Raw genomic sequence first — 22204 nt, forward strand, 5'->3', positions numbered from 1 at the left:
TGTAGGAGCGAGCCTGCTCGCGATGGACGTGAACGATCACGCGTTAAACCAGATGCCCCGCAGCGCACTCAGGTTTTTCGCGAGCATGCTCGCTCCTACAAAGGGTGTGGTTAGTGAACGATCGAATTAGGCGGCAAATGCCCCAATCGCTCGGTCAGGCGAATCCGCTGGATCGGATCGTCGCTGAGCAGCAGTGCATGTTCCAGGTCGAAGCGCTCGGCATTCGGGCAGTCCAGGCGTTGGTAGAGACTGGCCCGGGCCAGGTAGTCGGAGGCGCTGGCGTCGCCCAGTTCCAGCACGCGTTCGGCGTCGATCAATGCGCCAATGTAATCGTCGTGGGAAAGATGCAGCTGGCGCAGGTTGCGTGACAGGCGTTGGAGCATTTGTGCGGGTGTGGCGGTGACCAGGTGCTCAGCGTTGAGTTGCATGTTCGGGCCGTACTGACGGTGCAGCAGTTCCCGGCAATCGTTGGGATACAGGCGCCGGCCGCCGCAGGGGTCGAGCAGGTGATCGGCGCCTGGCACCCGCAGCAGGAAATGCCCCGGGAAGTTGACGCCGACCAGCGGAATTTCGAGGCCTCTGGCCAGTTCCAGGGCGATCAGCCCCAAGGCCAACGGTTGCCCACGGCGACGCTCCAGGACTTTATTGAGCAACGCCACTTGCGGTCGCAAGGGGGCGAAATCATCCTGAGCAAACCCCAACTCGACCATGCGCCTGAGCAACGGTTGCGCCAACTCGCTCACGGGCAGCATCGGCAAGCCTCCACTGATCCGCAGTTGCAGCTCCTTGAAGTGCGCCAACACTGACTCGGGGTTCACCTGATTGTCATGTTCGACGGCAATCCATAGCGCTGCCTCGAACAGCGCAGGCGGTGATCGTTGCAGGCAGGCGAAAAACGATTGGCGCGGCGTCATGAAAATCTCCGGGCTATGCCTCGTTTTAGACCGGTCTTTGCCATTCGTCCAGTACCGTACAGGGGCCAGTTTCGGTTATTTCCTAAAGCGTGCATGGCGTCTTCGCTTATTCCGGTGCGCTTCTGCAATTTTTGTGCGCAAGCCTATACTGGCGACTACAAGAAGTGATTCGGGAGCCTTACGATGTTCGCTCTCATGCAAAGCACTCGCCTTGAATCGCTACATCTTAGCGTCGACCCGGCCACCGGGTTGAAGGCGGTGATTGCCATTCATAACAGCCGTTTGGGGCCTGCTCTGGGCGGTTGCCGTTATCTTGCCTATCCCAGCGACGAGTCTGCAGTCGAGGATGCGGTGCGCCTTGCCCAAGGCATGAGTTACAAGGCTGCCCTGGCCGGCCTGGCCCAGGGCGGCGGCGTGGCAGTAATCATTCGCCCCGTTCACGTGGCCAATCGCGCTGCGCTGTTCGAAGCGTTCGGGCGCTGCATCAATCAACTCGACGGGCGCTACATCACCGCCATCGACAGTGGCACCTCGGTGGCGGACATGGATTGCATCGCCCAGCAGACCCAGCACGTCACCAGCACCACGTCGGCGGGCGACCCCGCGCCTCATGCGGCGATGGGCGTGTTTACCGGTATCCGCGCCACGGCCATGGCCCGGTTGGGCAGCGATAACCTGGAAGGCCTGCGCGTTGCCATCCAGGGCCTGGGCAACGTCGGATTTGCCCTGGCAGAGCAGTTGCACGCCGCCGGGGCCGAGCTGCTAGTGAGCGACATCGACCATGGCAAGGTCCAACTGGCGATGGAGCAACTGGGCGCGCACCCGATTGCCAACGACGCATTGCTCAGTACGCCTTGCGACATTCTTGCGCCCTGCGGTCTGGGCGGGGTGCTGAACAGCCACAGCGTGACGCAGCTACGCTGCTCGGCAGTGGCCGGTTCGGCGAACAACCAACTGACCCATCTGGACGTTGCCGATCAGCTGGAGCGGCGGGGCATCCTGTATGCGCCGGATTATGTGATCAACGCCGGTGGATTGATCTATGTCTCGCTCAAGCATCGCGGCGAAGAGCTGGGCACCATCACCGCGCACCTGTCGAAAATCAGCTCGCGACTCACCGAAGTCTTCGCCCACGCCCAGGCGGAAAAACGCTCACCGGCCCGAGTGGCGGACGAGTTGGCGGAGAAAGTGCTGTATCGATAGAAAGATCAAAAGATCAAGATCAAAAGATCGCAGCCTGCGGCAGCTCCTACAAGGGCTGCGATCTTTTGATTTTTACGACGTTGACTTCGCTGTTTTCGCAGTCTTGGCAGGCTTGGCCGGGGCAACCGATTCTGCGCTTTTCTCTTCAACAGCCGCAGGCGCTTCAACAGCAGCAGGTGCTTTAACCGGCTCTGCGACTTCTACTGGCGCCGTGAGCAGTTCGGACAAGGCGTCCGGCTGGCTCTTGAACGCCTTGGCGAACACGTCGCGGTTCTTCGCCATGTAGATCCCGACTTCTTCAACTTGCTGTTCGGTCAGGGACGGAACGGCTTTTTGCAATACGTCAGCCAGCAACTCGGCCAGCTCGAGCATTTTGTCATGACGGTCAGCTTCGGCTTTATCCATGAACAAGCGCTCCAGATCTCGGCTGCTGCGGTATACCACTTCGACGGCCATTCACCACCTCACATGCCTTCAAATTTGTTTGTCTGATTCGACTACTGTATCTATATACAGCAAAGGATAAGCGAATCCTCAAGGTTTGGGTAGTGGCTTTTCAATGTAGGCCGGTTTCGGGATTTGTCAGGCCTCTGCTAAAGGTAGCTTGGTAAAGGTAGCTGCGACCAAACGCCACGGAGCAGAATCCGGGGCGGCTCGCCATCATGGTAGTGGCCTTGTTTCTGCATGCAGAACAACCGTCACGTCCAACCTGCATTATCCGGTCGAGCCGACCTAAGGAAGCATCATCGTGAAAATCAACTGGGCCGAAAAGCTGCGGCAGAACGTGCATGAACTGGCCGAGTCACTGGGCAACCTGTTCGTCGAAACCTTCCACTACCTGGCGCTGTTCGCCATTGGAGCGGTGACCGCGTGGGCAGCGGTGATGGAGTTTCTCGGGATGCTCGAGCAGGGGCATATCAAGATCGACGACATCCTGCTGCTGTTCATCTACCTGGAATTGGGTGCGATGGTCGGGATTTACTTCAAGACCAATCACATGCCGGTGCGTTTCCTGATCTATGTGGCGATTACGGCGCTCACGCGGCTGCTGATTTCCAACGTGTCCCATCACAATCCACCGGACCTGGGAATTATTTACCTGTGCGGCGGGATCCTGCTGCTGGCGTTTGCGATCCTGGTGGTGCGCTACGCCTCCTCGCAATTTCCCTCGGTGAAGATCGAGCATCCGCACCGCAAGACCGGTGCGGGCTCGGGTGAACATCCGGAAGTGGAGAAGGGTGAGCTTTAAAGCCTGACGGCCGGGCGCGGCCGGTTTTTCACAGGCGGTGGCGGCAGGCTGTGCGTGCCGCCATCGATCATGGCTTCGAGGATGGCCACCGCGCTGTGGCCCTGTTCGATGGCAATGCCGAACTGAATGCTCTGCACCAGGCGTTTGAGGCGTTGAGGGTCGTTGCGTTGTTCGGCGCTGATCATACGCTTTGCGACTACTCGACCATTGTTGGACAGGGTCAGCATGATGCTGCCATCAAGACCCTGAATGCTCAGGTTGATCTGATAGTCCGCTGCAAAAGCATCGGTAATGAGCTGAAAAGGGTTGTCCATGATGCGTCACCGCTTGATTGAACGTGCAGTTGTTGACCGGCCGTGATCGGGTTGGTTCGCAACGCCGGACCACTGGCCATGTTCTCGTCAATATCGCCATCATTGTTCCAAGGGGGATGTAGCAAGGGACATGCCGGAAAAATTGTCAGACAAGAAATGCAGACGGTACGAGCGAGCTTGCTCGCTATGCAGGTCAACGATGACGCGGGATATCTGGTGCCACTCGGCGCTCTCAGGTTTTTCGCGAACAGGCTCGCTCCTACAGGGGAGCTGCCCGATTCAGGGCACGAACCGCCCGCGTGCCACCAAACCGGTCAGCATTCCACCCAGCTCACTGCCAGGCCACCCCGTGATGTCTCTTTGTACTTGTCGTGCATGTCGGCACCGGTATCGCGCATGGTGCGGATCACCCGATCGAGTGAGATGAAGTGTTTGCCGTCGCCGCGCAGGGCCATTTGCGTGGCGTTGATCGCCTTGACGGCAGCAATCGCATTGCGCTCGATACACGGCACTTGCACCAGCCCGCCGACCGGGTCGCAGGTCAGGCCGAGGTTGTGTTCAAGGCCGATCTCGGCGGCGTTTTCCAATTGCTCCGGCGTGGCGCCGAGCACCTCTGCCAGGCCGGCGGCGGCCATGGCGCAGGCAGAGCCGACCTCGCCCTGGCAGCCGACTTCGGCGCCGGAGATCGAGGCGTTTTTCTTGCACAGGATGCCTACGGCGGCCGCGCCCAGGAAGAACGCCACGACGTCGTCGTCCGACGCGTCGGGGTTGAATTTCATGTAGTAGTGCAGCACCGCCGGAATGATCCCCGCTGCGCCGTTGGTCGGCGCCGTCACCATGCGACCGCCGGCGGCGTTTTCTTCGTTCACGGCGAGGGCGTACAGGTTCACCCACTCCATGGCCGAAAGGGTCGAAGTGATGACGTTCGGCTTGCCGATTTCCAACAGGCTGCGGTGCAATTTCGCCGCACGTCGCGGCACATTCAGACCGCCAGGGAGGATGCCTTCGTGCTCCAGCCCCTGCTCGACGCACTCGCGCATCACCGACCAGATATGCAGCAAGCCCTGGCGTATTTCCTCGTCACTGCGCCAGGCCCGCTCGTTGGCCATCATCAACTCGCTAACACGCAGGCCGTGCTGGTTGCAGAGCTTGAGCAGTTCGGCGGCGCTGGAAAAGTCGTAGGGCAACTCCACGTCGCGGGTCGGCGAAATACCGGACTCGGCTTCTGCCGCCTCGATGATGAAACCTCCACCGACCGAGTAGTAGGTCTGTTCGAACAGTTCGCCGGTTTCGCCGAAGGCTGTCAGGGACATGGCGTTGGGGTGGTAGGGCAAACTCTCGTCAAGCAGCAGGAGATCGCGCGACCAGTTGAAGGCAATGCTCGCTTGGCCAGCCAGCAACAACTCGCCGGTTTCACGCAAGGCATGGATCCGGCTGTCGATGGTGGAGGGATCGATACGGTCCGGCCATTCGCCCATCAGCCCCATCACGCAGGCACGGTCGGTGGCGTGACCGACACCGGTGGCCGACAGGGAGCCGTACAAGCGGATTTCCACTCGCCGTACGTCAGTCACTGAACCCTGGTCCACCAGCGCCTGGGCGAAAGTCGCCGCAGCACGCATGGGACCGACGGTATGGGAGCTGGACGGGCCGATGCCGACTTTGAAGAGATCGAAAACACTGATAGCCATGCTAAAGCCTATTCCTGCAATGGAAGATGAATCGCTGCCATTTTTGTAGGACAAGCGCAATTTCAGCGATACTGCCTCTCTCAGTCCTACGTGACCAACGAAACTTCCTAAGACAGCCTTTAGCAGGACTAAACGATGAGCCGTCAATTACACGCCCAGACTTACGTCTGGCTGCAGGTGTTTTCCTGTGCCGCACGGCACTTGTCGTTCACCCGTTGCGCCGAAGAACTGCACATCACGCCGGGGGCGGTTAGCCAGCAGATTCGGCAACTGGAAGAGCGCCTGGGGTTTCGCCTGTTTCACCGGCGTGCCCGGGGTGTGGAGCTGAGCGCCGAGGGCCAGCGACTGGCCATCACGGTCAACGAGGCCTACGGCAGCATCGACGCGGAATTGCGCCGGTTGGACGCAGGCATGATCAGCGGCACGCTGCGCGTGCGCTCGATTCCGTCGTTTCTGAGCAAGTGGCTGACGCCGCGCCTGCCGCGCTTGCAGCAGCGCTTCCCGGACATCCAGCTACGCCTGGTCGCCGAAGACAGCAGCGTGCCGTTGCACGAAGGCGATTTCGACCTGGCCATCGATCTGAATGACGGCAGCTACCCAGGCTTGTTATCCACAGCCTTGCTCGACGAGCAGATTTTCCCGGTGTGTGCCCCAGGCCTGTTGCGCGGTCGTCCGCCGTTGCATGGCCCGGCGGACCTGCTGCATTTTCCGTTGCTGCATGACATCACTGCCTGGCGCGGCAGTTACGAATACGCGGAATGGGAGTTCTATCTCGATGCCATCGGCTTCGAAGGTGCTGACGTGCGGCGCGGGCATACCTTCAATCGCAATCACTTGACCATCGAGGCGGCCATCGCCGGGATGGGCGTGGCGATCGCACGACGTACGCTGCTCAATGACGAGCTGGAGCGGGGCGCATTGATCGTACCGTTCGGCCTGGCGGTGCCCAATCACAAGCGCTACATGGTGCTCTACGCGCCGGGGGCGTTGAGCCATCCAGGCGTGCGTGCGGTGCATGACTGGCTGGTGGAGGAAGCGGGGATCTTTCGCGGTCTGCACCCGCTGGGGGAGGGGCAAATGTGAGCAATTATTACGTAAGAGCCAGGCTACCCAACTCCCGACCTTAACAGCGCTTTTGCCGGTTGTCCGGCTTTTTTTGCGATTAGATATTTATCTTTTTTTAGGGGTTGAATTGTTCATCGTACAGACCGATTGTGTAAGCAAGAGGTCACGGTGATGACGCCCAAGGGCTTAGCTGACCGGCCTCTCGCGAGCTAGCTGAAATAAGGGATGAACTATGCAAATCCAAGTCAATAGCGATAACCATATTCAAAGCAGCATCCGACTGGAGGAGTGGGTACGAACCACCATTGAGAGCACGCTCGAACGCTACGAAGAGGATCTGACCCGCGTCGAGGTTCACCTGCGGGACGAGAACGGCGACAAGCCTGGTCCCCATGATTTGCGCTGCCAGCTGGAAGCGCGGCCAAAAGGCCACCAACCGATTTCTGTCACCCATAAAGCCGCCAGCCTGGAACTGGCGATCGACGGAGCTGCCGAGAAACTCGAACACGCCCTTGAACACCTGTTCGGCAAACTGCGCGGAAAACCACGCGCTGCCGTGGTGCCTTTCGAGCGCCGGCCTCACGCCGACAAGCTGCTGGAAGAAGAGTTTCTTGAAAACGAACAGGCTGCGCAAAACGCTTGATGCCTGATTGACCTTCCCAATGAAAACGGGCCTGCCATGCAGGCCCGTTTTGTTTTGGGGAGGGGGTAAACGGTCGTTCCCACGCTTTGCGTGGGAATGCATCCCGGGACGCTCCGCGTCCCTGCATTGAAAGCGGACGCGGAGCGTCCATGGCGGCATTCCCACGCAGAGCGTGGGAACGATCATCCCTTGCTCGGTTTAGAACGCCACCGACGTCTGCAAGTAAACCGTCCGCGGTTCCCCCACGTACTTGCCCTTGTTGTTGTCGTCGAACGAACGGGTGAAGTACTGATGGTTGAGGATATTCTTCACGCCCACCGCCACCGTCAGGTCCGATAACTGCGGCCCGAAGTCATAGGCGGCGCGGCTGCTGAACAGCATGTAGCCGGGGATTTTGCCGGTACTGCCATCGGCGCTTTCGGCGGAGGTGTTGGCGTTGTCGGCGAACTGGTCGCTCTGATAGCTGCTGTCCAGGTTCAGCTGCCACGGCCCCTCGGTGTAACCAACGCCCAGGGTGCCTTTGTGTTTTGACGAGAACGGTACACGATTACCCTTGTTCGGACCGTCTTCGCGGATGGTCGCGTCAACATAGGCGTAGGTGGCGTACACATCGAAGCCCGCCAGTGCCGGGCTCAAGTCATCGAGGGCGTAGTTCACACTGGTCTCGATGCCTTGGTGGCGCGTCTCGCCACGGGCGATCACCGAATCGTTGGTCTGGTTACTTTCATACTGGTTATCGAAGTTGATCAGGAACGCGCCGATTTCCGCGCGCAGTGGGCCATTGTCGTAACGGGTGCCCAATTCCCAGGTGCGTGCCTTTTCCGGTTTGACTTCGCCGCTGGTCACGCGATTGGGCATCTGGCTGTACTGCACGCTACCGAACGAACCTTCGGTATTGGCGTACAGGTTCCAGGTGTCGGTCAGGTGATAGAGCACGTTCAATGCCGGCAACGCCGTGTTGTAGTCGCCCTGGTACTTTTCATTGGTCAGGTTGTTGGTTTGCTGCGAGTCGATCATTTCGTAGCGGATGCCGGGTGTGATGGTCCATTTGCCGATGTCGATCCGGTCATCGAGGAAGAATGCATTGGCTTCGGTGCCACCGCGCGTGTCGCGGTCATTGCGGCTGCTGGTGGTCGGGTATTCGTTGCTGGCAATCGATGTGCGGTAGCGCAGTTCGTGGCCGGCCTCGTTGATGTAGCGGTAGCCGATGCCGACTTCGTGGCTGGTGGCGCCGAGGTCAAAGCCTTGGGCAAAACGGGTTTCCAGGCCGCGCACCCAGTACTCGCGTGGCGACAGCGACAGGAAGGTGCCCTGGTCCAGATAGCCACTGCGCAGGGTCTTGGTGAAGAAGGTGTTGGCGGTGAACTCGCGACGATCCTGCTGGTAGCGATAGCCGAAGTTGAACATCGTGCGGCGACCCCAGAACTGGTCTTTCGGGCGGGTCGACTGGTACGGATCGGCATCGTAGTCGGCGACGTTCAGGCCCCCGGGCATGTCGGCCTTGCCTTCGTAGTACTGCGCCATGGCGTTGAAGCTGTTGGCGTCGTCGAGCTGGTATTTGCCCTTGAGAATAAGGTCGTCGATTTCGGTGTCGCTGTGTTCGCGCCAGTCGCCACCGCGCGTGCCGGAATACAGCAGTGCGCCACCCAGGCCATTGTCTGCGGTGCCACCGGCCAGCAGGTTACCTGTGGTCTTGAAGCCGTCGTGGCTGGAGGACGGGCTGGTCTCGGTCTGGAAACCCCCTTTGACCGTCGGCTCATCGGGAATCGCCCGGGTCACGAAGTTGACCACGCCGCCGACGTTCTGCGGACCGTACCGCACGGCACCGCCGCCACGCACCACATCGACCGCGTCCATGTTGCCGAGGCTCACCGGGGCAAACGACAACTGCGGCTGACCGTAGGGCGCGAATGGCACGGGGATGCCGTCCATCAGCACGGTCGAGCGCGAGGCCAGGCGCGGGTTGAGACCGCGAATGCCGAAGTTCAGCGCCATATCGTGGCTGCCGGTACCGTTGTTGTCTGGCGCGTTGACGCCGGGGATGCGGTTGAGCACGTCCCGGGCTTGAGTGGCGCCCTGGCGTTCGAATGCTTCGCGGCGGATCACATCCCGGGCACCGGGGTGTTCGAAGACATTGATTTGCGAAGCATCGCCGAGCCAGTCGCCGACGACGGTTGAACTGTCCAGTTCCAGCGCTGCGCCGCCCACCGGTTGCAGGCTGAAGGCGTTGTCGCCCTCGCTGCGGGCTTGCAGGCCAGTGCCTTCGAGCAGCGCGTTGAGTCCTTGCTCGGGGCTGTAATTGCCTTCAAGGCCACGACTTTGCACACCGCTGGTGACTTGCGAGCCAAAGGTGATGAGCACGCCCGCTTCACGGCCAAATTGGTTGAGGGCGTTTTCCAGGGAAGACGGCGCGATGTGGTAAGCCCTGGTGTCGGCGGCGTACCCCTGCGGCAGGACAGCGAAACTCAGGCTGGCGCCGAGCAGCAGATGACGCAGGGTGCGGGCCAGCGGGGTGAGGCGGGTGGGTTGCATGAAGGACAATCCTGAGAAGGGGAATCAAGGTGGCTTTCCTTCTCTGTCACGCCAGATCTGAAAAACGGCTCATTGATCGTTCCCACGCTCTGCGTGGGAATGCAGCCCGGGACGCTCCGCGTCCCATCAAGCCAGCTAGGCCCGTGCTTCGACGGACACCCAGTACCGCGTAAAGCGCCTCACCTTCACCGGCAGGCTGATCTCCAGCAATTGCAGGATTCGTTCGCTGTCATCCAGCGGATAAGTCCCGGAGATCAGCAGGTCGGCGACCTTCGCATCGCAATGAAGTTGTCCACGTCGATAGCGGCCGAGCTCCTCAAGAAAATCACCGAGTCGCATGTGCGCCGCCACCAGCATGCCGTCGGTCCAGGCACCGCTGTTGGCATCCAGGGGCAGGGCCTTTCCCACGCCTTTTGCTCCAAAACCCAGTTGTCGGGCGCTGGGCAGCATCAGCGGTGAACCGCCATCGGGGGTCAATTCGACGCGGCCTTCGAACACCGCCACTTGGGTGTGGTCGGCAAACTGCCGCACGTTCAGGCGAGCCCCTTGGGTATTCAACAGGCCGTGGGCGGTCCGCACCTGGAATGGCTGGTGGGCGGTGAGCAGCATCTCGCCTTCGAGCAAGCGGATCAGCCGCTGTGGGCCTTCGAGGCGCACGTCCGCCGAGCTGGCAGTGTTGAGTTGCAACTGGTCGCCATTGCCCAATGGCACTGTGTGCCGTTGGCCGACAGGGCTGCGGTAGTCGGCCAGCAAGGGGGGCAACACGTTGTGTTCACGCATGCCCCAGGTGAGCGCCGAGCCGGCGCCGAGAATCAGCAGCAGCTTCAGCGCCTGGCGCCGGCTGGCGGATGTCGGCGCGTTCAATGCGGCGTGCGCCAGCGGAGACGATAAACCGCGCAGCCGCTGGTTGACCCGCTGGATATGCGCCCACGCCCGTTGATGCTCACTGTGCGCGTCATGCCATTGTTGCCACGTCTGTTGCTGGCGCGGGTTCAACGGCCCTTGCTGCATTTCCATCAGCCAGTGCACGGCCTGCTCGGCAACCTGGCTGGAAAAGTCTGCTGGAGTGTTCATAGGGCGAAGTAGCAGCGCATGGCCGCTTTGCTCAGGTGCCGCTTGACCGTGGCGATGGAAATGCCCAGTTCGGCGGCGATCTGTGGATAAGTCAGGCCATCGACCTGGGCCAGGAGAAACGCACGTTTGACCAGGCGCGGCAGGCCGTCGAGCAACTGGTCCAGCTCTACCAGGGTTTGCAGGATGATGGCTTTTTCTTCCTCGGACGGCGCGACCCGTTCCGGCATTTGCGCCAGCGCTTCCAGGTAGGCGCGTTCCAGATCCTGACGGCGGTAATGGTTGAACAGCACGCGTTTGGCGAGGGTGGTCAGGAATGCACGGGGCTCGACGATCTGTGGCGCTTCTCGCGCAGTCAGCACGCGCATGAATGTGTCCTGGGCCAGGTCCGCGGCGCTGTCAGGGCAGCCGAGCTTGCGCCGTAACCAACCGTTGAGCCAACTGTGGTGGGCGTTGTAGAGGGTTTCGACTGGATGGGCTGGCAGCAACGGGATCACTCGGGACGCATCTGGATGCGTTAGAGAACAAGAATTGTTCGCATTGTAATTGTTTAAGACAACTTGCGGCAATCAGTCTGACCAGTCGCTCTCATCCGACAGCTTTGCGTATGAGAATATTTATCATTAGTATTGCGCCTTGCTGGCCCCGTGACGTTCATGCGGCCTCCCACGGTTTCAAGGTCGCGACATGAAAGCCAAAAGCCCCACGCTCCCCGTTTCCTATCGACTGGCGGTCACTTCGCGAGTGCTGGCGGCCGTGTTCGGCGGGTACCTCGTGACGGCGTTGGCCAGCGCTTGCCTGACGCTTTGGGCACCCATGGCCCGCACCGACGCGGTAGTGACCGGGATGATGAGCTCATTCGTGGTCTATCTGCTGGCTGTGATCTGGTGTTTTGCCTGTCGCACGGCGTGGCGGGCATGGTTCGGAATGATCGTGCCTTCTGCGCTTCTGGCGGCGGCAGCGGGCTTGGCGTACTGGATGGAGCGGTCATGAAAGAGGGCTTTCGCCAGGCGATGGCCTGGCTGCACACCTGGGCCGGCTTGATCTTCGGCTGGCTGTTGTTTGCGATTTTTCTAACGGGCACGCTTGCTTATTTCAAGGGCGAGACAAACCACTGGATGCAGCCGGAAATCCCTGCCCGATCAGTGTCCACCGAAGCCAGTCTGGCGTTGGCCCAGACTTATCTTCAACAACACGCTCCGGGCGCTGCGCGCTGGATCATCGATTTACCGGGTGCCCGTGATCCCCGCCTGTCGGTGCGCTGGCAGCAGACGCCAGCCAAGCCCGGTACGCGCGGCCAGCTCACGGAAAAACTTCTCGACCCGCAAACCGGCAATGAAGTGCAGGGCCGCGACACCCGGGGTGGCGAGTTCTTCTATCGCTTCCACTTTCAACTGCAAATGCCTTATCCGTGGGGCCGCTGGTTGTCGACCCTCGCGGCCATGGTGATGTTTGTCGCGCTGATCAGCGGCATCATCACCCACAAGAAAATCTTCAAGGACTTCTTCACCTTCCGCCCGCGCAAGGGCCAGCGTTCCTGGCTCGACGGGCATAACGCGGTGGGCGTGCTGGTGTTGCCCTTCCACCTGATGATTACCTACAGCAGCCTGGTGATCTTCATGGCGATGGTGATGCCGGCGAGCATGCTGGCGGCGTACAAGGGTGATGCCCAGGCTTTTTATGGCGAAGTGTTCCCGGCTGCGAATACGCCGCCATCGGCTGGCCAACCTGCACCGTTGGTGGCGTTGGCGCCATTGCTGGAGCAGGCGCGCGAGCAATGGGCAGGTGGTCGGGCCGCACGCGTGACGGTGAGCAATCCTGGCGATGTGAATGCTTCGGTGGTTCTGGCCCGGGAAAGCGCGGACCGGGTGGTCTACGACTATGGCAGCGCCGTGACCTTCAATGGCGTGAGCGGTCAACTGCTCGACTCGACACCGCCGCGAACGCTGCCGATGGCGATTGCTGGCGGGTTCTATGGCTTGCACATGGGGCATTTTGCCGGCCCGGTGTTGCGCTGGCTGTATTTTATCTGCGGGCTGGCGGGCACGGCGATGATCGGCACCGGGCTGGTGATCTGGCTCGGCAAGCGCCAGCTCAAACATGCCAAGAGCGGTGTGATGCCGTTCGAATTGCGTCTGGTGGAGGTCCTTAACATTGCCAGCATGGCGGGGTTGCTGGTCGCCGTCGCCGTGTTCTTCTGGGCCAACCGATTGCTGCCGGTCGAGATGGCCGGTCGGGCGGATTGGGAGGTCAACAGCTTCTTTGTGGTGTGGGGCTTGAGCATGCTGCATGCCATGGTCCGCCGAGGTCGCGCCGCCTGGATTGAGCAGCTTACGCTGGCGGCGGCGCTGTTCGGCGCGGTGCCGTTGCTCAATGCCTTGACCACGCCATACCACCTTGTCGTCACGCTCGCAGGAGGTGATTGGGCCATGGCCGGTTTCGATCTGGCGTGCCTGGCCAGCGGTCTGTTGCTCGGTTGGGCAGCGTGGAAAATGCAGCGTGCAGGGCGGGCTGAAGTCCGTGGTCAGCAACGCGTCCGATCGACCCGCCTTGTGCAGGAGACGAACTGAATGTTGCTGGCCTCACTGCTTTGCTACCCCGGGTTCATGGCTCTGTGTTTATCGATGGATCGGCACCATGCCGAGTTGCTGGGGCGAAAACCGCCGCGTTGCTTGCGCTTGGGGTTGAAGCTTGTGGGCGGGATACTGTTGACCTTGTCACTCTGGGCCGCGGTGTCGGTCACAGGCGGGGGGCTGGGTTTGGTGGAGTGGTGCGCGGTGCTGATGCTCAGTGCCTTGCTGCTGGTGTTGTTGCTGCCGTATCGCCCGCGCCTGGCGTTGGCGCTGGCCGGGGCGAGCCTGTTGGCCAGCCCGATTGCCGCCATGGCGCAGTACTGAATCGATGACGTCTCCCGAATCTTCCGAAATCGAGCACGCCGAACCACGCGGCGACCGTGCGCATTTTCTCAAGGTGTTTCTCTCCCAGCGTTCGCAAATGGAAGCGCTGGTGAGCCGTCGCGTCGGTTGCCGGGCGACGGCGGCGGACCTGGTGCAAGACTTATTCGTGCGGTTCTGGCGACGCCCTCTGGTGCAAGTTGAAGAACTCAGCACCTATCTGTTGCGCTGCGCCGGCAACATCGCCATCGACCACTTGCGCAGCGAAGGCACGCGGGTGCGGGCCAACGAAGGTTTGATGGCTGAACCGGCAGACAGAGTGGGCAGCGAGCCGCAAGCGGCGCTGGAGGCAGGCAACGATCTGCGCTACGTCGAAGCAGCGTTGCGCGCATTACCTGAGCGCACGCGGCAGATCTTTTTGCTCAACCGCATCCATGGTCGCAAGTACGCCGAGATCGCCAAGGCCATGGGCCTGTCCCAGAGTGCCGTGGAAAAACATATGATGCGCGCGCTCGAGGCCTGCAAGGCCAGCCTTCGGGAACCCGACCCGCGCACGCCAGGGAAAGCACAGTGAATAGCATCGAACGCGTCGTGCCGACGCCTGCTCAGGAACAGCAAGCGCTGGCCTGGTTAAGCCTGTTGCATGACCAGCCCAGCAGCGGTGATCAGGCCACTTTCAGCCAGTGGTTACAGGCCGACCCCGCCCATGCCGAGGCGTACGCCCGTGCACAAGTGCTGTGGGAATTGAGCGAAGTGCCGGCGCGCACGCTCGCCGATGAGGACGCGCTGGCCTTGCAGGGTTACCTCAACGCCATGAATCGCTCACGGCCCAGCAGCGTTCGGCGTTGGTCGGGTGCGCTGGCCATGGCGGCTTGCCTGCTGCTGACGATCAGCCTCGGCAGCGGTTGGCAGCCGTTGCGTTGGATCGACGACCTGGGCGCCGATTATGTCTCGGCGCCAGGGGAAATCCGCACCGTCACCCTGGCCGATCAATCGCAGGTCACCCTGGATGCCGACAGTGCGATTGCCGTGGATTTCAGGGGGGGTGAGCGGCATGTGCAGGTGCGCCGCGGCGCCGGATTTTTCAGTGTGACCCATACCGGCGAGCCGTTTGTGGTCGACGCCGAGAAGGGCCAGGCGCGGGTGCTCGGCACCCAGTTCGAAGTGCGACTGCAGCCCCGTGGGGCGCAGGTGACGGTGTTGTCTGGCCGGGTTGGCGTGACGGCCGACAAGCACGCGCAGCAGCAGATCCTGACGGCCGGCCAGCAAGTGGCTTACGGCGAAGGCTCGGCGGAAAAACTTCACGCGGTGGACAGTGAAGCGCAGTTGGCGTGGCGCCAAGGGTGGCTCACTTACTACAAGGCGACGCTGGCGGATGTGGTTGAGGATCTGCGGCGGTATTACCCGGGAAGGATCGTGGTGCTCAATGATGAGCTGGCCAAGCGCAAGGTCAGCGGCAGTTTTCCGAGCAAGGACCCGCAGGCGGTGTTGAGTTCATTGCAGGGGGTGTTGGGGTTTGAGCAGCATCAGGTACTGGGGCATCTGATTATTTTGCGCTGACATAAAGTCAAAAGATCGCAGCCTTCGGCAGCTCTTACAGGTTCACGCGATCCGATGTAGGAGCTGCCGCAGGCTGCGATCTTTTGATCTTTCTAAAAGTTTTCAACTTTCTGCTGAGGTAAAACCAAACGCCATCCGTGTAGTGACTGAAACTGCGATTCATTCGCATCCGTTGCGGTTCTACACAGGTCATGAGTCATGAAGTCCAGGGCAATATCGGGTTCGATCAAACAATGGTTGGGTGTGTCGGCGTTGAGCTTCGCGGCGTTGACGCTGCTGCCGTTGAACGGGGCGATGGCCGCGCAGGCCGGCACCGCGCAAAGTACGCTGTTCAGCTTTTCGATGGCCGCCAAACCACTGCCCCAGGCCTTGAGCGACTTCAGTCACGTCACCGGCATCAGCGTGGTCTACACCGATGAAGCGCCTTACGGCCTCACTGCCCCGGCGCTCAACGGTCAGTTGAGAGCCGAGCAGGCCCTGCAGCGTTTGCTCAGCGGTTCCGGCCTGACCTCGCGGCGCATCGATGGCCACACCATGGTCCTGGAACCGCTACCGACCGAGGGCGCGTTGAATCTGGGCGCCACCACCATCACCTCGGTAATGGACCAGTACACCAGCTACCAGCCGCCGCCCACCAGTTCGGTGATGCGCTCCTCGACACCGCTTCAGGAAATTCCCCAGACGGTCAACGTGGTCCCGGCCCAGGTCATTCGCGACCAGGCCCCGCGCAACCTGGATGACGCGCTGGCGAACGTCAGCGGCATCACCCAGGGCAACACGCTGGGCAGCACTCAGGACTCGGTGATGACCCGCGGTTTCGGCGATAACCGCAACGGCTCGATCATGCGCGACGGCATGCCGGTGGTGCAGGGGCGGGGCATGAACGCTACCGTGGACCGGGTCGAAGTGCTCAAGGGCCCGGCTTCGTTGCTCTATGGCATCCAGGATCCCGGCGGCGTGGTCAACATGGTCAGCAAGCAGCCGGAGCTTGATCCCTACAACGCCCTGACCCTGCGTGGCTCGACTTATGGCGAGGGCAAGAACGGCAGCGGCGGCACTTTCGACAGCACGGGCGCCCTGGGCGATTCCGGGTTCGCCTACCGCATGGTGCTGGACCACGAAGACGAAGAGTACTGGCGCAACTACGGTGTGCACCGCGAGACGCTGGTAGCGCCGTCGCTGACCTGGTTCGGTGAAAGCACCCAGCTGACGTTCGCCTATGAACACCGGGAGTTCCTGACCCCGTTCGACCGTGGCACGGTGATCGATCCGCGTGACAATCATCCGCTGGACATCCCCCGTGATCGCCGGCTCGACGAACCGTTCAACAACATGGAAGGGCGCTCCGACCTGTATCACTTCCAGGCCGATCACGACCTCAACGACAACTGGAAAGCCCATTTCGGCTACAGCTGGAATCGCGAGACCTATGACGCCAGCCAAGTGCGTGTGACCGCCATCGACACCAGCAAAGGCACGCTGACACGCAGCATGGACGGCACGCAGAATGCGATCAGCACCGACCGTTTCACCACCGCCAGCCTCGAAGGCAAGGTCGATGTCGCCGGCATGCAACATGACCTGGTGCTCGGGATCGATGACGAGTACCGCAAGATCTACCGCGCCGACCTGATCCGCCAGAAAAGCCTGACCACCTTCAGCTACCTCGACCCGGTGTACGGCCGCGAAGTCCCGGGCACCACGGTCAGCCCGGCCGACAGTGCGCAGACCGATATCCTGCGCAGCGATTCGGTGTTTTTGCAGGACTCGATCCACCTCACCGACCAATGGATCCTGGTGGCGGGCGGACGTTTCCAGGAGTATGACCAGTACGCCGGCAAGGGCGTGCCATTCAAGGCAAACACCGACGGCAACGGGCAGAAGTGGGTGCCGCGCGCCGGTCTGGTCTATCGCTACACCAACGAACTGTCGTTCTATGGCAGCTACACCGAGTCGTTCAAACCCAACTCGACCATCGCACCATTGAGCGGCAGCAGCACGGTGCTCGATGGCAGCATTGCGCCGGAAGAAGCCAAGTCGTGGGAAGTGGGGGCCAGGCTGGAAATGCCGGGCCGCGTAACGGGCAACATTGCGCTGTTCGACATCAAGAAACGCAACGTCCTGGTGGCTAACGCCGAAGGCCCGGTGACCCTCTACAGTGCGGCAGGCGAAGTGCGTTCCCGTGGCCTGGAAGTGGACTTGAGCGGCCAGCTCACGGACCGTTGGAGCATGATCGGCAGTTATGCCTACACCGATGCCGAAGTCACCGAAGACCCGGTCTATAAAGGCAAACAACTGCAGAACGTGGCGAAGAACAGCGGCTCGCTGTCGGCGGTGTACGACTTCGGCAGCGTCATCGGTGGCGATCAGTTGCGGGTTGGTGCTGGGGCGCGTTATGTCGGGGAACGAGCGGGCAATGCCGTGAATGATTTCGACCTGTCGAGCTACACCGTGGCCGATGCGTTTGCCACCTACGACACTCAACTCGACGGGCAGCGGCTCAAGTTTCAACTCAACGTGAAGAACCTGTTTGACCGCACGTACTACACCTCGGCGGCGAGCCGGTTCTTTGTGTCGATGGGGGATTCGCGGCAGGTGACGTTGTCGAGCACCCTGGAGTTTTGACGATGGCTGTGCAGTGGGGGTTAGCGGTTTTTTGTGCCTGGAATCACACCGTCCTTGTCGTGCTGCTGGCAAGGACGGTGAGATGAGGGGGGGGAGCGTTATTGACTATTGAGTTTGATTTGCCCCGTTGCCCAATCCAGCGGTCCGTCGACTCCGAGTTTCAGGTTAAGTTTAAAGTCAATTTCTTTAATGCTTCGGTCATCATGCAGCTTGATGTGGATCCGGCCAGCTTTGTCGTGAACGAGAGCATAAACATAGTGACTGTCATCGGCTTGTCTTGCCCAAAAATGCATTTGGTATACAACGCGGAGAGAGTCCTCGGTCTCATCAAAATTCTTGTGAAGTTTAAGTGTCAAGCCGTAGGACTTATCATTGTTGGCGGCGAAAATTTCAAACAGGGATGTATCCTGCCTGGTGGAGACGTTCGCAAAAGAAAAGCCTTTATCGTAGCTTGCAAGGTTGATCGTTGCGGAGCCTTCGGTTTTAGCTCCATCGGTTTCGCTGTTCAGGTTGAATGCTTCAGTGTTACCGGTTGTTGTGGACATAATATAAACTCCTTGGTGAGGGGGGAGTATTACTTGTCCGGGTGGCGAGTGGGTACTGTCAGAAATACTAGGGTCTTGTTATGTTTGATTGTATTTCGAAATAAACAAGGTTGATTTTTGTATTGAAAGTAATCGAAGTTTCTCTTTTTATCGTAAAAACGCCTGCCGATACTCCCCCGGCGTCCCACCCAGTGCATGCCTGAACCGGTTGGTAAAGTGACTGGCACTGGCAAACCCGCACGCCAATGCAATCTCCCCCAACGGCTGCAAGGTGGTGCGCAGCAAATCCCGCGCCCGGCTCAAGCGTCGCGCCAGCACATATTGATGCGGCGGCAAACCGAAACTCTCACGGAACATCCGCGCAAAGTGGTATTCGGATAATGCACACAGCGCAGCCAACTGCCCCAGGCTGATGGCCTCGGCCAACTGATTGTCGATGAATTCCACCAGATGCCGCCGCTGATGCGCAGCCAGGCCACCCTTGAGGCGCAAGCCGGGACGCATGCTGACCTGGCTGAGCAGGGCGTGTGCGAGCATTTCATGGGCCAGGCTGCTGGTAAGCAAGCGTTCTCCGGGTTCGTCCCAGTTGAGGCTGATCAAGTGCCGAAAGCGCAACGCCTGTTGTGGGTCATCCAGAAAAGTTTGCTCACGCAACTGCAGTTGCCGTGGTTCGCGGTCGAGCAGGGTGACGCAGCCAAGGGCAAATTGTTCAGGGCTGAAATACAGGTGGGCCAGGCGAATGTCGCCATTGATCACCCAGCCTGACTGATGGTCGGCCGGCAGGATGCACAGCTTGTCCGGACCGCCCTTGGTGCCCGGCTGGTCACGCCGGAAAGTCCCGGTACCGCCAGAGATGTAGCAGGACAGCGTGTGGTGGCTCGGCGCTTCGTAGTCCTGGGCATCGTGGTGGTTGTTCCACAAGGCTGCTGCCAATCCGTCACCGAGCTCGGCGCTGTGCTCGAGGCGAGCATTGGGCGAGCGGTTGAGGGCTTGAAAGACTTGCAGGGATTCCAGTGCGGGCATGATCGTTTCTCTCCAACGCCTTGCATCCTACTCCGTAGACACCTGCCTGCCAGCCCGTCGCCTGACAAAAGCGCAAGATTATGCAAGTGCCGCGCAACGCGGCGCAGGACACTGGGCGCCTATCGAGGAGCCTTTGCCATGAACCTTTCGTTGTACCTGCTGACCGTGCTGATCTGGGGAACCACCTGGATTGCCCTGAAATGGCAACTGGGCGTGGTGGCGATTCCCGTGTCCATTGTTTATCGCTTTGGTTTGGCGGCACTGGTGCTATTCGTGATCTTGCTGCTCAGCCGCCGCCTGCAAGTGATGAACCGCCGTGGGCATCTGATTTGCCTGGCGCAGGGGTTGTGCCTGTTCTGCGTCAACTTCATGTGTTTCCTGACCGCCAGTCAGTGGATCCCCAGCGGCCTGGTGGCCGTGGTGTTTTCCACGGCCACGCTGTGGAATGCGCTGAACGCACGGGTGTTCTTCGCTCAGAAAATCGCCCGCAATGTGCTGATGGGCGGCGCGCTGGGCTTGCTCGGCCTTGGCCTGTTGTTCTGGCCCGAACTGGCGGGTCACACCGCCAGCCCGCAAACCTTGCTCGGCCTTGGCCTGGCCCTGTGCGGCACCTTGTGCTTCTCGGCGGGGAACATGCTGTCGAGCCTGCAACAAAAGGCCGGGCTCAAGCCACTGACGACCAATGCCTGGGGCATGGCCTACGGCGCGGCGATGTTGTCGGTGTGGTGCCTGTTCAAGGGAATTCCGTTCGACATGGAATGGAACACTCGCTACATCGGCTCGCTGCTGTACCTGGTAATTCCCGGTTCGGTCATCGGTTTCACGGCCTACCTGACCCTGGTCGGGCGCATGGGCCCCGAGCGTGCGGCCTATTGCACTGTGCTGTTTCCGGTGGTGGCGCTGAATGTCTCGGCATTTGCCGAAGGCTACCAATGGACGCCCCCGGCGCTCGTAGGCCTGGTGATGGTCATGCTGGGCAACGTGTTGGTGTTTCGCAAGCCCGGGACGAGCGCCAGGCCCGTGGCGGGGAAGCTGGCCTGAGCGGCAGGCTGTTCAGCGGTCTTTCACTGCGGTGAGATAGATCAGGCCCAGGAACATGTATTGAATGTTGTTTTCTGCCCACGTATAGGTATTGCGATGAGCAGAGTAATCCAGGTCAAACCATTCATTGAGTATGATGACGTATAAAGCCTGATAAACAAAAATACCAATCGCAAGACCAGCGATGGCGAATTTTTTTGCTTCGTGAAACTCGTTGCGTGGCGCAGCGACCTTTCGGCAGAGCTGATAGGTCCCTATCAGGCAACTAAAAGTGTAGATGATCTCGAGCGAAATGATCGCCCAGTAAAAGCGATGATGAAACATGTTGGAGTTGATCGCCCTGTAGCGCCGGGAGTCGTTGCCCTCGGTGTCGCTCATGCTGATGATGCGCCCGATGTAGTCGGCATATGTCGCATAATCGGAGATATTGTTAGCGATGGTCATCAGCCCAAATAATGCCGCTGTCAAAACAATAATTATTTTGCTCCGCCTTGTTACGGAGGCGGTAGTGAGTTTGTTCATGTGGGTATGTTCTCCGAGTGCACGTCTGGTGCTTTTTTTAATGGCTCGAAGTTTATAGCTGTTCAGGAAGGTTCAGTCGGAGACTGCGTTGCGAGTTATGTCGTTTGCGTTATTTAAATAGCAAGTCGTTTGATGTCAGGGGAAATGGCACGTCCAGCCAGACGTGCCATTATTCAATCAGCCTTTCCACACCTGCGGGTTGACCAAGTCTTGTGGGCGCTCACCCAGCAAGGCACTGCGCAGGTTCGCCAGGGCACGGTTGGCCATGGCGTCGCGGGTTTCATGGGTGGCCGAACCGATATGCGGCAAGGTCACGGCGTTTTTCAATTGAAACAGCGGCGACTCGGCCAGCGGTTCTTTTTCATACACATCCAGCCCGGCACCGCGGATGCGGTTGTTTTGCAGCGCTTCGATCAGTGCCGGCTCGTCCACCACCGGGCCACGGGCAATGTTCACCAGGATCGCGCTCGGCTTCATCAGGGCCAATTCGCGATGGCTGATGAGGTGCCTGGTTTTCTCGCTGAGCGGGACCACCAGGCAGACGAAATCGGCTTCAGCCAGCAGCTCGTCCAGGCTGCGCATCTGCGCGCCGAGTTCCTGTTCCAGTGCAGTCTTGCGGCTGTTGCCGCTGTAGATGATCGGCATGTTGAAGCCCAGGCGCCCACGGCGTGCGATGGCCGCGCCGATGTTGCCCATGCCGACGATGCCCAGGGTCTTGCCGTGAACATCGCAGCCGAACAGCGGGGCGCCGACGGTGGCTTGCCATTGACCTGCCTTGGTCCAGGCGTCGAGCTCGGCGACGCGGCGAGCACTGCTCATCAACAAGGCGAAGGCCAGGTCCGCGGTGCTTTCGGTGAGCACATCCGGGGTGTTGGTGAGCATGATCCCGCGTTCGTTGAAATAGGCCACGTCATAGTTGTCATAGCCCACCGAGACGCTGGACACGACTTCCAGGCTGGTGGCGTTTTCCAGTTGTGCGCGACCGAGCTTGCGGCCGACCCCGATCAATCCGTGGGCGTGGGGCAGGGCTTCGTTGAACTGGGCGCTGATGTCACCCTTTTTCGGGTTCGGCACGATGACGTCGAAGTCTTGTTGCAGGCGTTCTACCATTTCTGGCGTGACGCGGCTGAAGGCGAGGACAGTCTTTTTCATGGGTACAGGGCTCGTCGGGCGGCGGAGAATGTGGGGAAAGCTACAAGCTTCAAGCAACAAGCCGCAAGTCAAAAGCTATCCGCAGCGCTTTTAACTTGAAGCGTGCAGCTTGAAGCTTATGGCTGCCGTTCCGTTATACTGGCGTCTTTCGCGGCTCGCT

21 protein-coding genes and 1 pseudogene are annotated in these 22204 nt (G+C 60.3%); 11 read left to right on the forward strand and 11 right to left on the reverse strand.

Annotated features, from left to right (window positions below; genetic code table 11):
- Positions 1 to 110: 110 nt before the first annotated feature.
- The gene (locus PMI35_RS31660) at positions 111 to 914 is read right to left on the reverse strand and encodes a SirB1 family protein (RefSeq protein ID WP_008054430.1); all 804 of its coding nucleotides are present in this window, start codon (positions 912 to 914) and stop codon (positions 111 to 113) included.
- 183 nt (positions 915 to 1097) lie between these two features.
- Here PMI35_RS31660 and PMI35_RS31655 point away from each other — a divergent pair, with 183 nt between their 5' ends.
- The gene (locus tag PMI35_RS31655) at positions 1098 to 2117 is read left to right on the forward strand and encodes a Glu/Leu/Phe/Val dehydrogenase family protein (protein ID WP_008054432.1); all 1020 of its coding nucleotides are present in this window, start codon (positions 1098 to 1100) and stop codon (positions 2115 to 2117) included.
- A gap of 216 nt (positions 2118 to 2333) precedes the next feature.
- On the opposite strand, the pseudogene PMI35_RS35105 reads toward PMI35_RS31655, so the two are convergent.
- Positions 2334 to 2573 (reverse strand): annotated as a pseudogene (locus PMI35_RS35105) (YebG family protein); the annotation flags it as partial.
- Between the two features lie 292 nt (positions 2574 to 2865).
- Here PMI35_RS35105 and PMI35_RS31645 point away from each other — a divergent pair.
- Positions 2866 to 3366 (forward strand): phosphate-starvation-inducible protein PsiE, encoded by a 501-nt coding sequence (locus tag PMI35_RS31645; RefSeq protein WP_008054441.1) that lies wholly within the window; start codon positions 2866 to 2868, stop codon positions 3364 to 3366.
- Here the strand turns inward: PMI35_RS31645 and PMI35_RS31640 are convergent.
- Complete coding sequence (locus PMI35_RS31640; RefSeq protein WP_008054442.1) at positions 3363 to 3680, reverse strand: DUF3509 domain-containing protein; 318 nt, start codon at positions 3678 to 3680, stop codon at positions 3363 to 3365. The two genes, PMI35_RS31645 and PMI35_RS31640, sit on opposite strands and share 4 nt — an antisense overlap.
- Positions 3681 to 3994: 314 nt before the next feature.
- The gene (locus tag PMI35_RS31635) at positions 3995 to 5371 is read right to left on the reverse strand and encodes an L-serine ammonia-lyase (protein WP_008054443.1); all 1377 of its coding nucleotides are present in this window, start codon (positions 5369 to 5371) and stop codon (positions 3995 to 3997) included.
- A 135-nt stretch (positions 5372 to 5506) separates the two neighbouring features.
- Here PMI35_RS31635 and PMI35_RS31630 point away from each other — a divergent pair, with 135 nt between their 5' ends.
- Both PMI35_RS31630 and PMI35_RS31625 read left to right on the forward strand, forming a co-directional pair.
- Complete coding sequence (locus PMI35_RS31630) at positions 5507 to 6454, forward strand: LysR substrate-binding domain-containing protein (protein ID WP_008054444.1); 948 nt, start codon at positions 5507 to 5509, stop codon at positions 6452 to 6454.
- Between the two features lie 214 nt (positions 6455 to 6668).
- Entirely contained in the window at positions 6669 to 7079 is a 411-nt protein-coding gene (locus PMI35_RS31625) for an HPF/RaiA family ribosome-associated protein (protein ID WP_008054445.1), read from the forward strand.
- Positions 7080 to 7277: 198 nt separating this feature from the next.
- Here the strand turns inward: PMI35_RS31625 and fecA are convergent, their stop codons facing one another.
- From fecA to PMI35_RS31610, 3 genes are all read right to left on the reverse strand, one after another.
- Positions 7278 to 9611 carry a TonB-dependent Fe(3+) dicitrate receptor FecA gene (gene fecA, locus PMI35_RS31620; protein WP_008054446.1) on the reverse strand — a complete coding sequence of 778 codons (2334 nt, stop codon included), beginning with the start codon at positions 9609 to 9611 and terminating at the stop codon, positions 7278 to 7280.
- A 135-nt stretch (positions 9612 to 9746) separates the two neighbouring features.
- A complete protein-coding gene (locus PMI35_RS31615; RefSeq protein ID WP_008054447.1) occupies positions 9747 to 10685 on the reverse strand; it encodes a FecR domain-containing protein in 939 nt (312 codons plus the stop codon).
- On the reverse strand, positions 10682 to 11170 hold the full coding sequence (locus PMI35_RS31610) for a sigma-70 family RNA polymerase sigma factor (RefSeq protein WP_008054448.1): 489 nt from the start codon (positions 11168 to 11170) through the stop codon (positions 10682 to 10684). The genes PMI35_RS31615 and PMI35_RS31610 overlap by 4 nt, the downstream gene beginning before the upstream one ends.
- Positions 11171 to 11369: 199 nt before the next feature.
- Between PMI35_RS31610 and PMI35_RS31605 the strand changes: the two genes are divergently transcribed.
- The 6 genes from PMI35_RS31605 to PMI35_RS31580 all read left to right on the forward strand — a co-directional run bounded on the left by PMI35_RS31605 (position 11370) and on the right by PMI35_RS31580 (position 17761).
- Positions 11370 to 11675: a DUF3649 domain-containing protein gene (locus PMI35_RS31605; RefSeq protein WP_008054449.1), complete on the forward strand. Its 306-nt coding sequence runs from the start codon at positions 11370 to 11372 to the stop codon at positions 11673 to 11675.
- Entirely contained in the window at positions 11672 to 13252 is a 1581-nt protein-coding gene (locus tag PMI35_RS31600) for a PepSY-associated TM helix domain-containing protein (RefSeq protein ID WP_008054450.1), read from the forward strand. The genes PMI35_RS31605 and PMI35_RS31600 overlap by 4 nt, the downstream gene beginning before the upstream one ends.
- Positions 13253 to 13579 carry a DUF3325 domain-containing protein gene (locus PMI35_RS31595; protein WP_008054451.1) on the forward strand — a complete coding sequence of 109 codons (327 nt, stop codon included), beginning with the start codon at positions 13253 to 13255 and terminating at the stop codon, positions 13577 to 13579. It abuts the gene before it with no gap.
- Positions 13580 to 13583: 4 nt separating this feature from the next.
- The gene (locus tag PMI35_RS31590) at positions 13584 to 14150 is read left to right on the forward strand and encodes an RNA polymerase sigma factor (RefSeq protein ID WP_008054452.1); all 567 of its coding nucleotides are present in this window, start codon (positions 13584 to 13586) and stop codon (positions 14148 to 14150) included.
- Positions 14147 to 15136, forward strand: a complete 990-nt coding sequence (locus tag PMI35_RS31585; RefSeq protein ID WP_008054453.1) for a FecR family protein — start codon at positions 14147 to 14149, stop codon at positions 15134 to 15136. The genes PMI35_RS31590 and PMI35_RS31585 overlap by 4 nt, the downstream gene beginning before the upstream one ends.
- Before the next feature lie 198 nt (positions 15137 to 15334).
- Positions 15335 to 17761 carry a TonB-dependent siderophore receptor gene (locus PMI35_RS31580; RefSeq protein ID WP_008054455.1) on the forward strand — a complete coding sequence of 809 codons (2427 nt, stop codon included), beginning with the start codon at positions 15335 to 15337 and terminating at the stop codon, positions 17759 to 17761.
- Between the two features lie 98 nt (positions 17762 to 17859).
- Here PMI35_RS31580 and PMI35_RS31575 read toward each other — a convergent pair whose 3' ends face one another.
- Complete coding sequence (locus PMI35_RS31575; protein ID WP_008054456.1) at positions 17860 to 18306, reverse strand: hypothetical protein; 447 nt, start codon at positions 18304 to 18306, stop codon at positions 17860 to 17862.
- Positions 18307 to 18453: 147 nt separating this feature from the next.
- A complete protein-coding gene (locus PMI35_RS31570) occupies positions 18454 to 19329 on the reverse strand; it encodes a helix-turn-helix domain-containing protein (protein WP_008054457.1) in 876 nt (291 codons plus the stop codon).
- A gap of 138 nt (positions 19330 to 19467) precedes the next feature.
- Between PMI35_RS31570 and PMI35_RS31565 the strand changes: the two genes are divergently transcribed.
- A complete protein-coding gene (locus tag PMI35_RS31565) occupies positions 19468 to 20370 on the forward strand; it encodes a DMT family transporter (protein WP_008054458.1) in 903 nt (300 codons plus the stop codon).
- A 12-nt stretch (positions 20371 to 20382) separates the two neighbouring features.
- Here the strand turns inward: PMI35_RS31565 and PMI35_RS31560 are convergent, their stop codons facing one another.
- Together PMI35_RS31560 and PMI35_RS31555 are read right to left on the reverse strand one after the other, a co-directional pair.
- Positions 20383 to 20892, reverse strand: a complete 510-nt coding sequence (locus PMI35_RS31560; RefSeq protein WP_008054459.1) for a DUF2165 family protein — start codon at positions 20890 to 20892, stop codon at positions 20383 to 20385.
- A 177-nt stretch (positions 20893 to 21069) separates the two neighbouring features.
- Entirely contained in the window at positions 21070 to 22044 is a 975-nt protein-coding gene (locus tag PMI35_RS31555; protein ID WP_008054461.1) for a 2-hydroxyacid dehydrogenase, read from the reverse strand.
- Positions 22045 to 22204: the final 160 nt, after the last annotated feature.

The sequence above is a fragment of the Pseudomonas sp. GM78 genome, from assembly GCF_000282475.1.
Classification (GTDB): Bacteria; Pseudomonadota; Gammaproteobacteria; order Pseudomonadales; family Pseudomonadaceae; genus Aquipseudomonas.

Excerpts from the sequence above, each read along its gene's own strand:
- PMI35_RS31630 (WP_008054444.1), top strand. The coding sequence starts at position 5,507 with ATGAGCCGTCAATTACACGCCCAGACTTACGTCTGGCTGCAGGTGTTT.
- PMI35_RS31600 (WP_008054450.1), top strand. The coding sequence starts at position 11,672 with ATGAAAGAGGGCTTTCGCCAGGCGATGGCCTGGCTGCACACCTGGGCC.
- PMI35_RS31655 (WP_008054432.1), top strand. The coding sequence starts at position 1,098 with ATGTTCGCTCTCATGCAAAGCACTCGCCTTGAATCGCTACATCTTAGC.
- PMI35_RS31565 (WP_008054458.1), top strand. The coding sequence starts at position 19,468 with ATGAACCTTTCGTTGTACCTGCTGACCGTGCTGATCTGGGGAACCACC.
- fecA (WP_008054446.1), bottom strand. The coding sequence starts at position 9,611 with ATGCAACCCACCCGCCTCACCCCGCTGGCCCGCACCCTGCGTCATCTG.
- PMI35_RS31555 (WP_008054461.1), bottom strand. The coding sequence starts at position 22,044 with ATGAAAAAGACTGTCCTCGCCTTCAGCCGCGTCACGCCAGAAATGGTA.
- PMI35_RS31595 (WP_008054451.1), top strand. The coding sequence starts at position 13,253 with ATGTTGCTGGCCTCACTGCTTTGCTACCCCGGGTTCATGGCTCTGTGT.
- PMI35_RS31615 (WP_008054447.1), bottom strand. The coding sequence starts at position 10,685 with ATGAACACTCCAGCAGACTTTTCCAGCCAGGTTGCCGAGCAGGCCGTG.
- PMI35_RS31575 (WP_008054456.1), bottom strand. The coding sequence starts at position 18,306 with ATGTCCACAACAACCGGTAACACTGAAGCATTCAACCTGAACAGCGAA.
- PMI35_RS31640 (WP_008054442.1), bottom strand. The coding sequence starts at position 3,680 with ATGGACAACCCTTTTCAGCTCATTACCGATGCTTTTGCAGCGGACTAT.
- PMI35_RS31660 (WP_008054430.1), bottom strand. The coding sequence starts at position 914 with ATGACGCCGCGCCAATCGTTTTTCGCCTGCCTGCAACGATCACCGCCT.
- PMI35_RS31635 (WP_008054443.1), bottom strand. The coding sequence starts at position 5,371 with ATGGCTATCAGTGTTTTCGATCTCTTCAAAGTCGGCATCGGCCCGTCC.
- PMI35_RS31560 (WP_008054459.1), bottom strand. The coding sequence starts at position 20,892 with ATGAACAAACTCACTACCGCCTCCGTAACAAGGCGGAGCAAAATAATT.
- PMI35_RS31590 (WP_008054452.1), top strand. The coding sequence starts at position 13,584 with ATGACGTCTCCCGAATCTTCCGAAATCGAGCACGCCGAACCACGCGGC.
- PMI35_RS31625 (WP_008054445.1), top strand. The coding sequence starts at position 6,669 with ATGCAAATCCAAGTCAATAGCGATAACCATATTCAAAGCAGCATCCGA.
- PMI35_RS31580 (WP_008054455.1), top strand. The coding sequence starts at position 15,335 with ATGAAGTCCAGGGCAATATCGGGTTCGATCAAACAATGGTTGGGTGTG.
- PMI35_RS31605 (WP_008054449.1), top strand. The coding sequence starts at position 11,370 with ATGAAAGCCAAAAGCCCCACGCTCCCCGTTTCCTATCGACTGGCGGTC.
- PMI35_RS31570 (WP_008054457.1), bottom strand. The coding sequence starts at position 19,329 with ATGCCCGCACTGGAATCCCTGCAAGTCTTTCAAGCCCTCAACCGCTCG.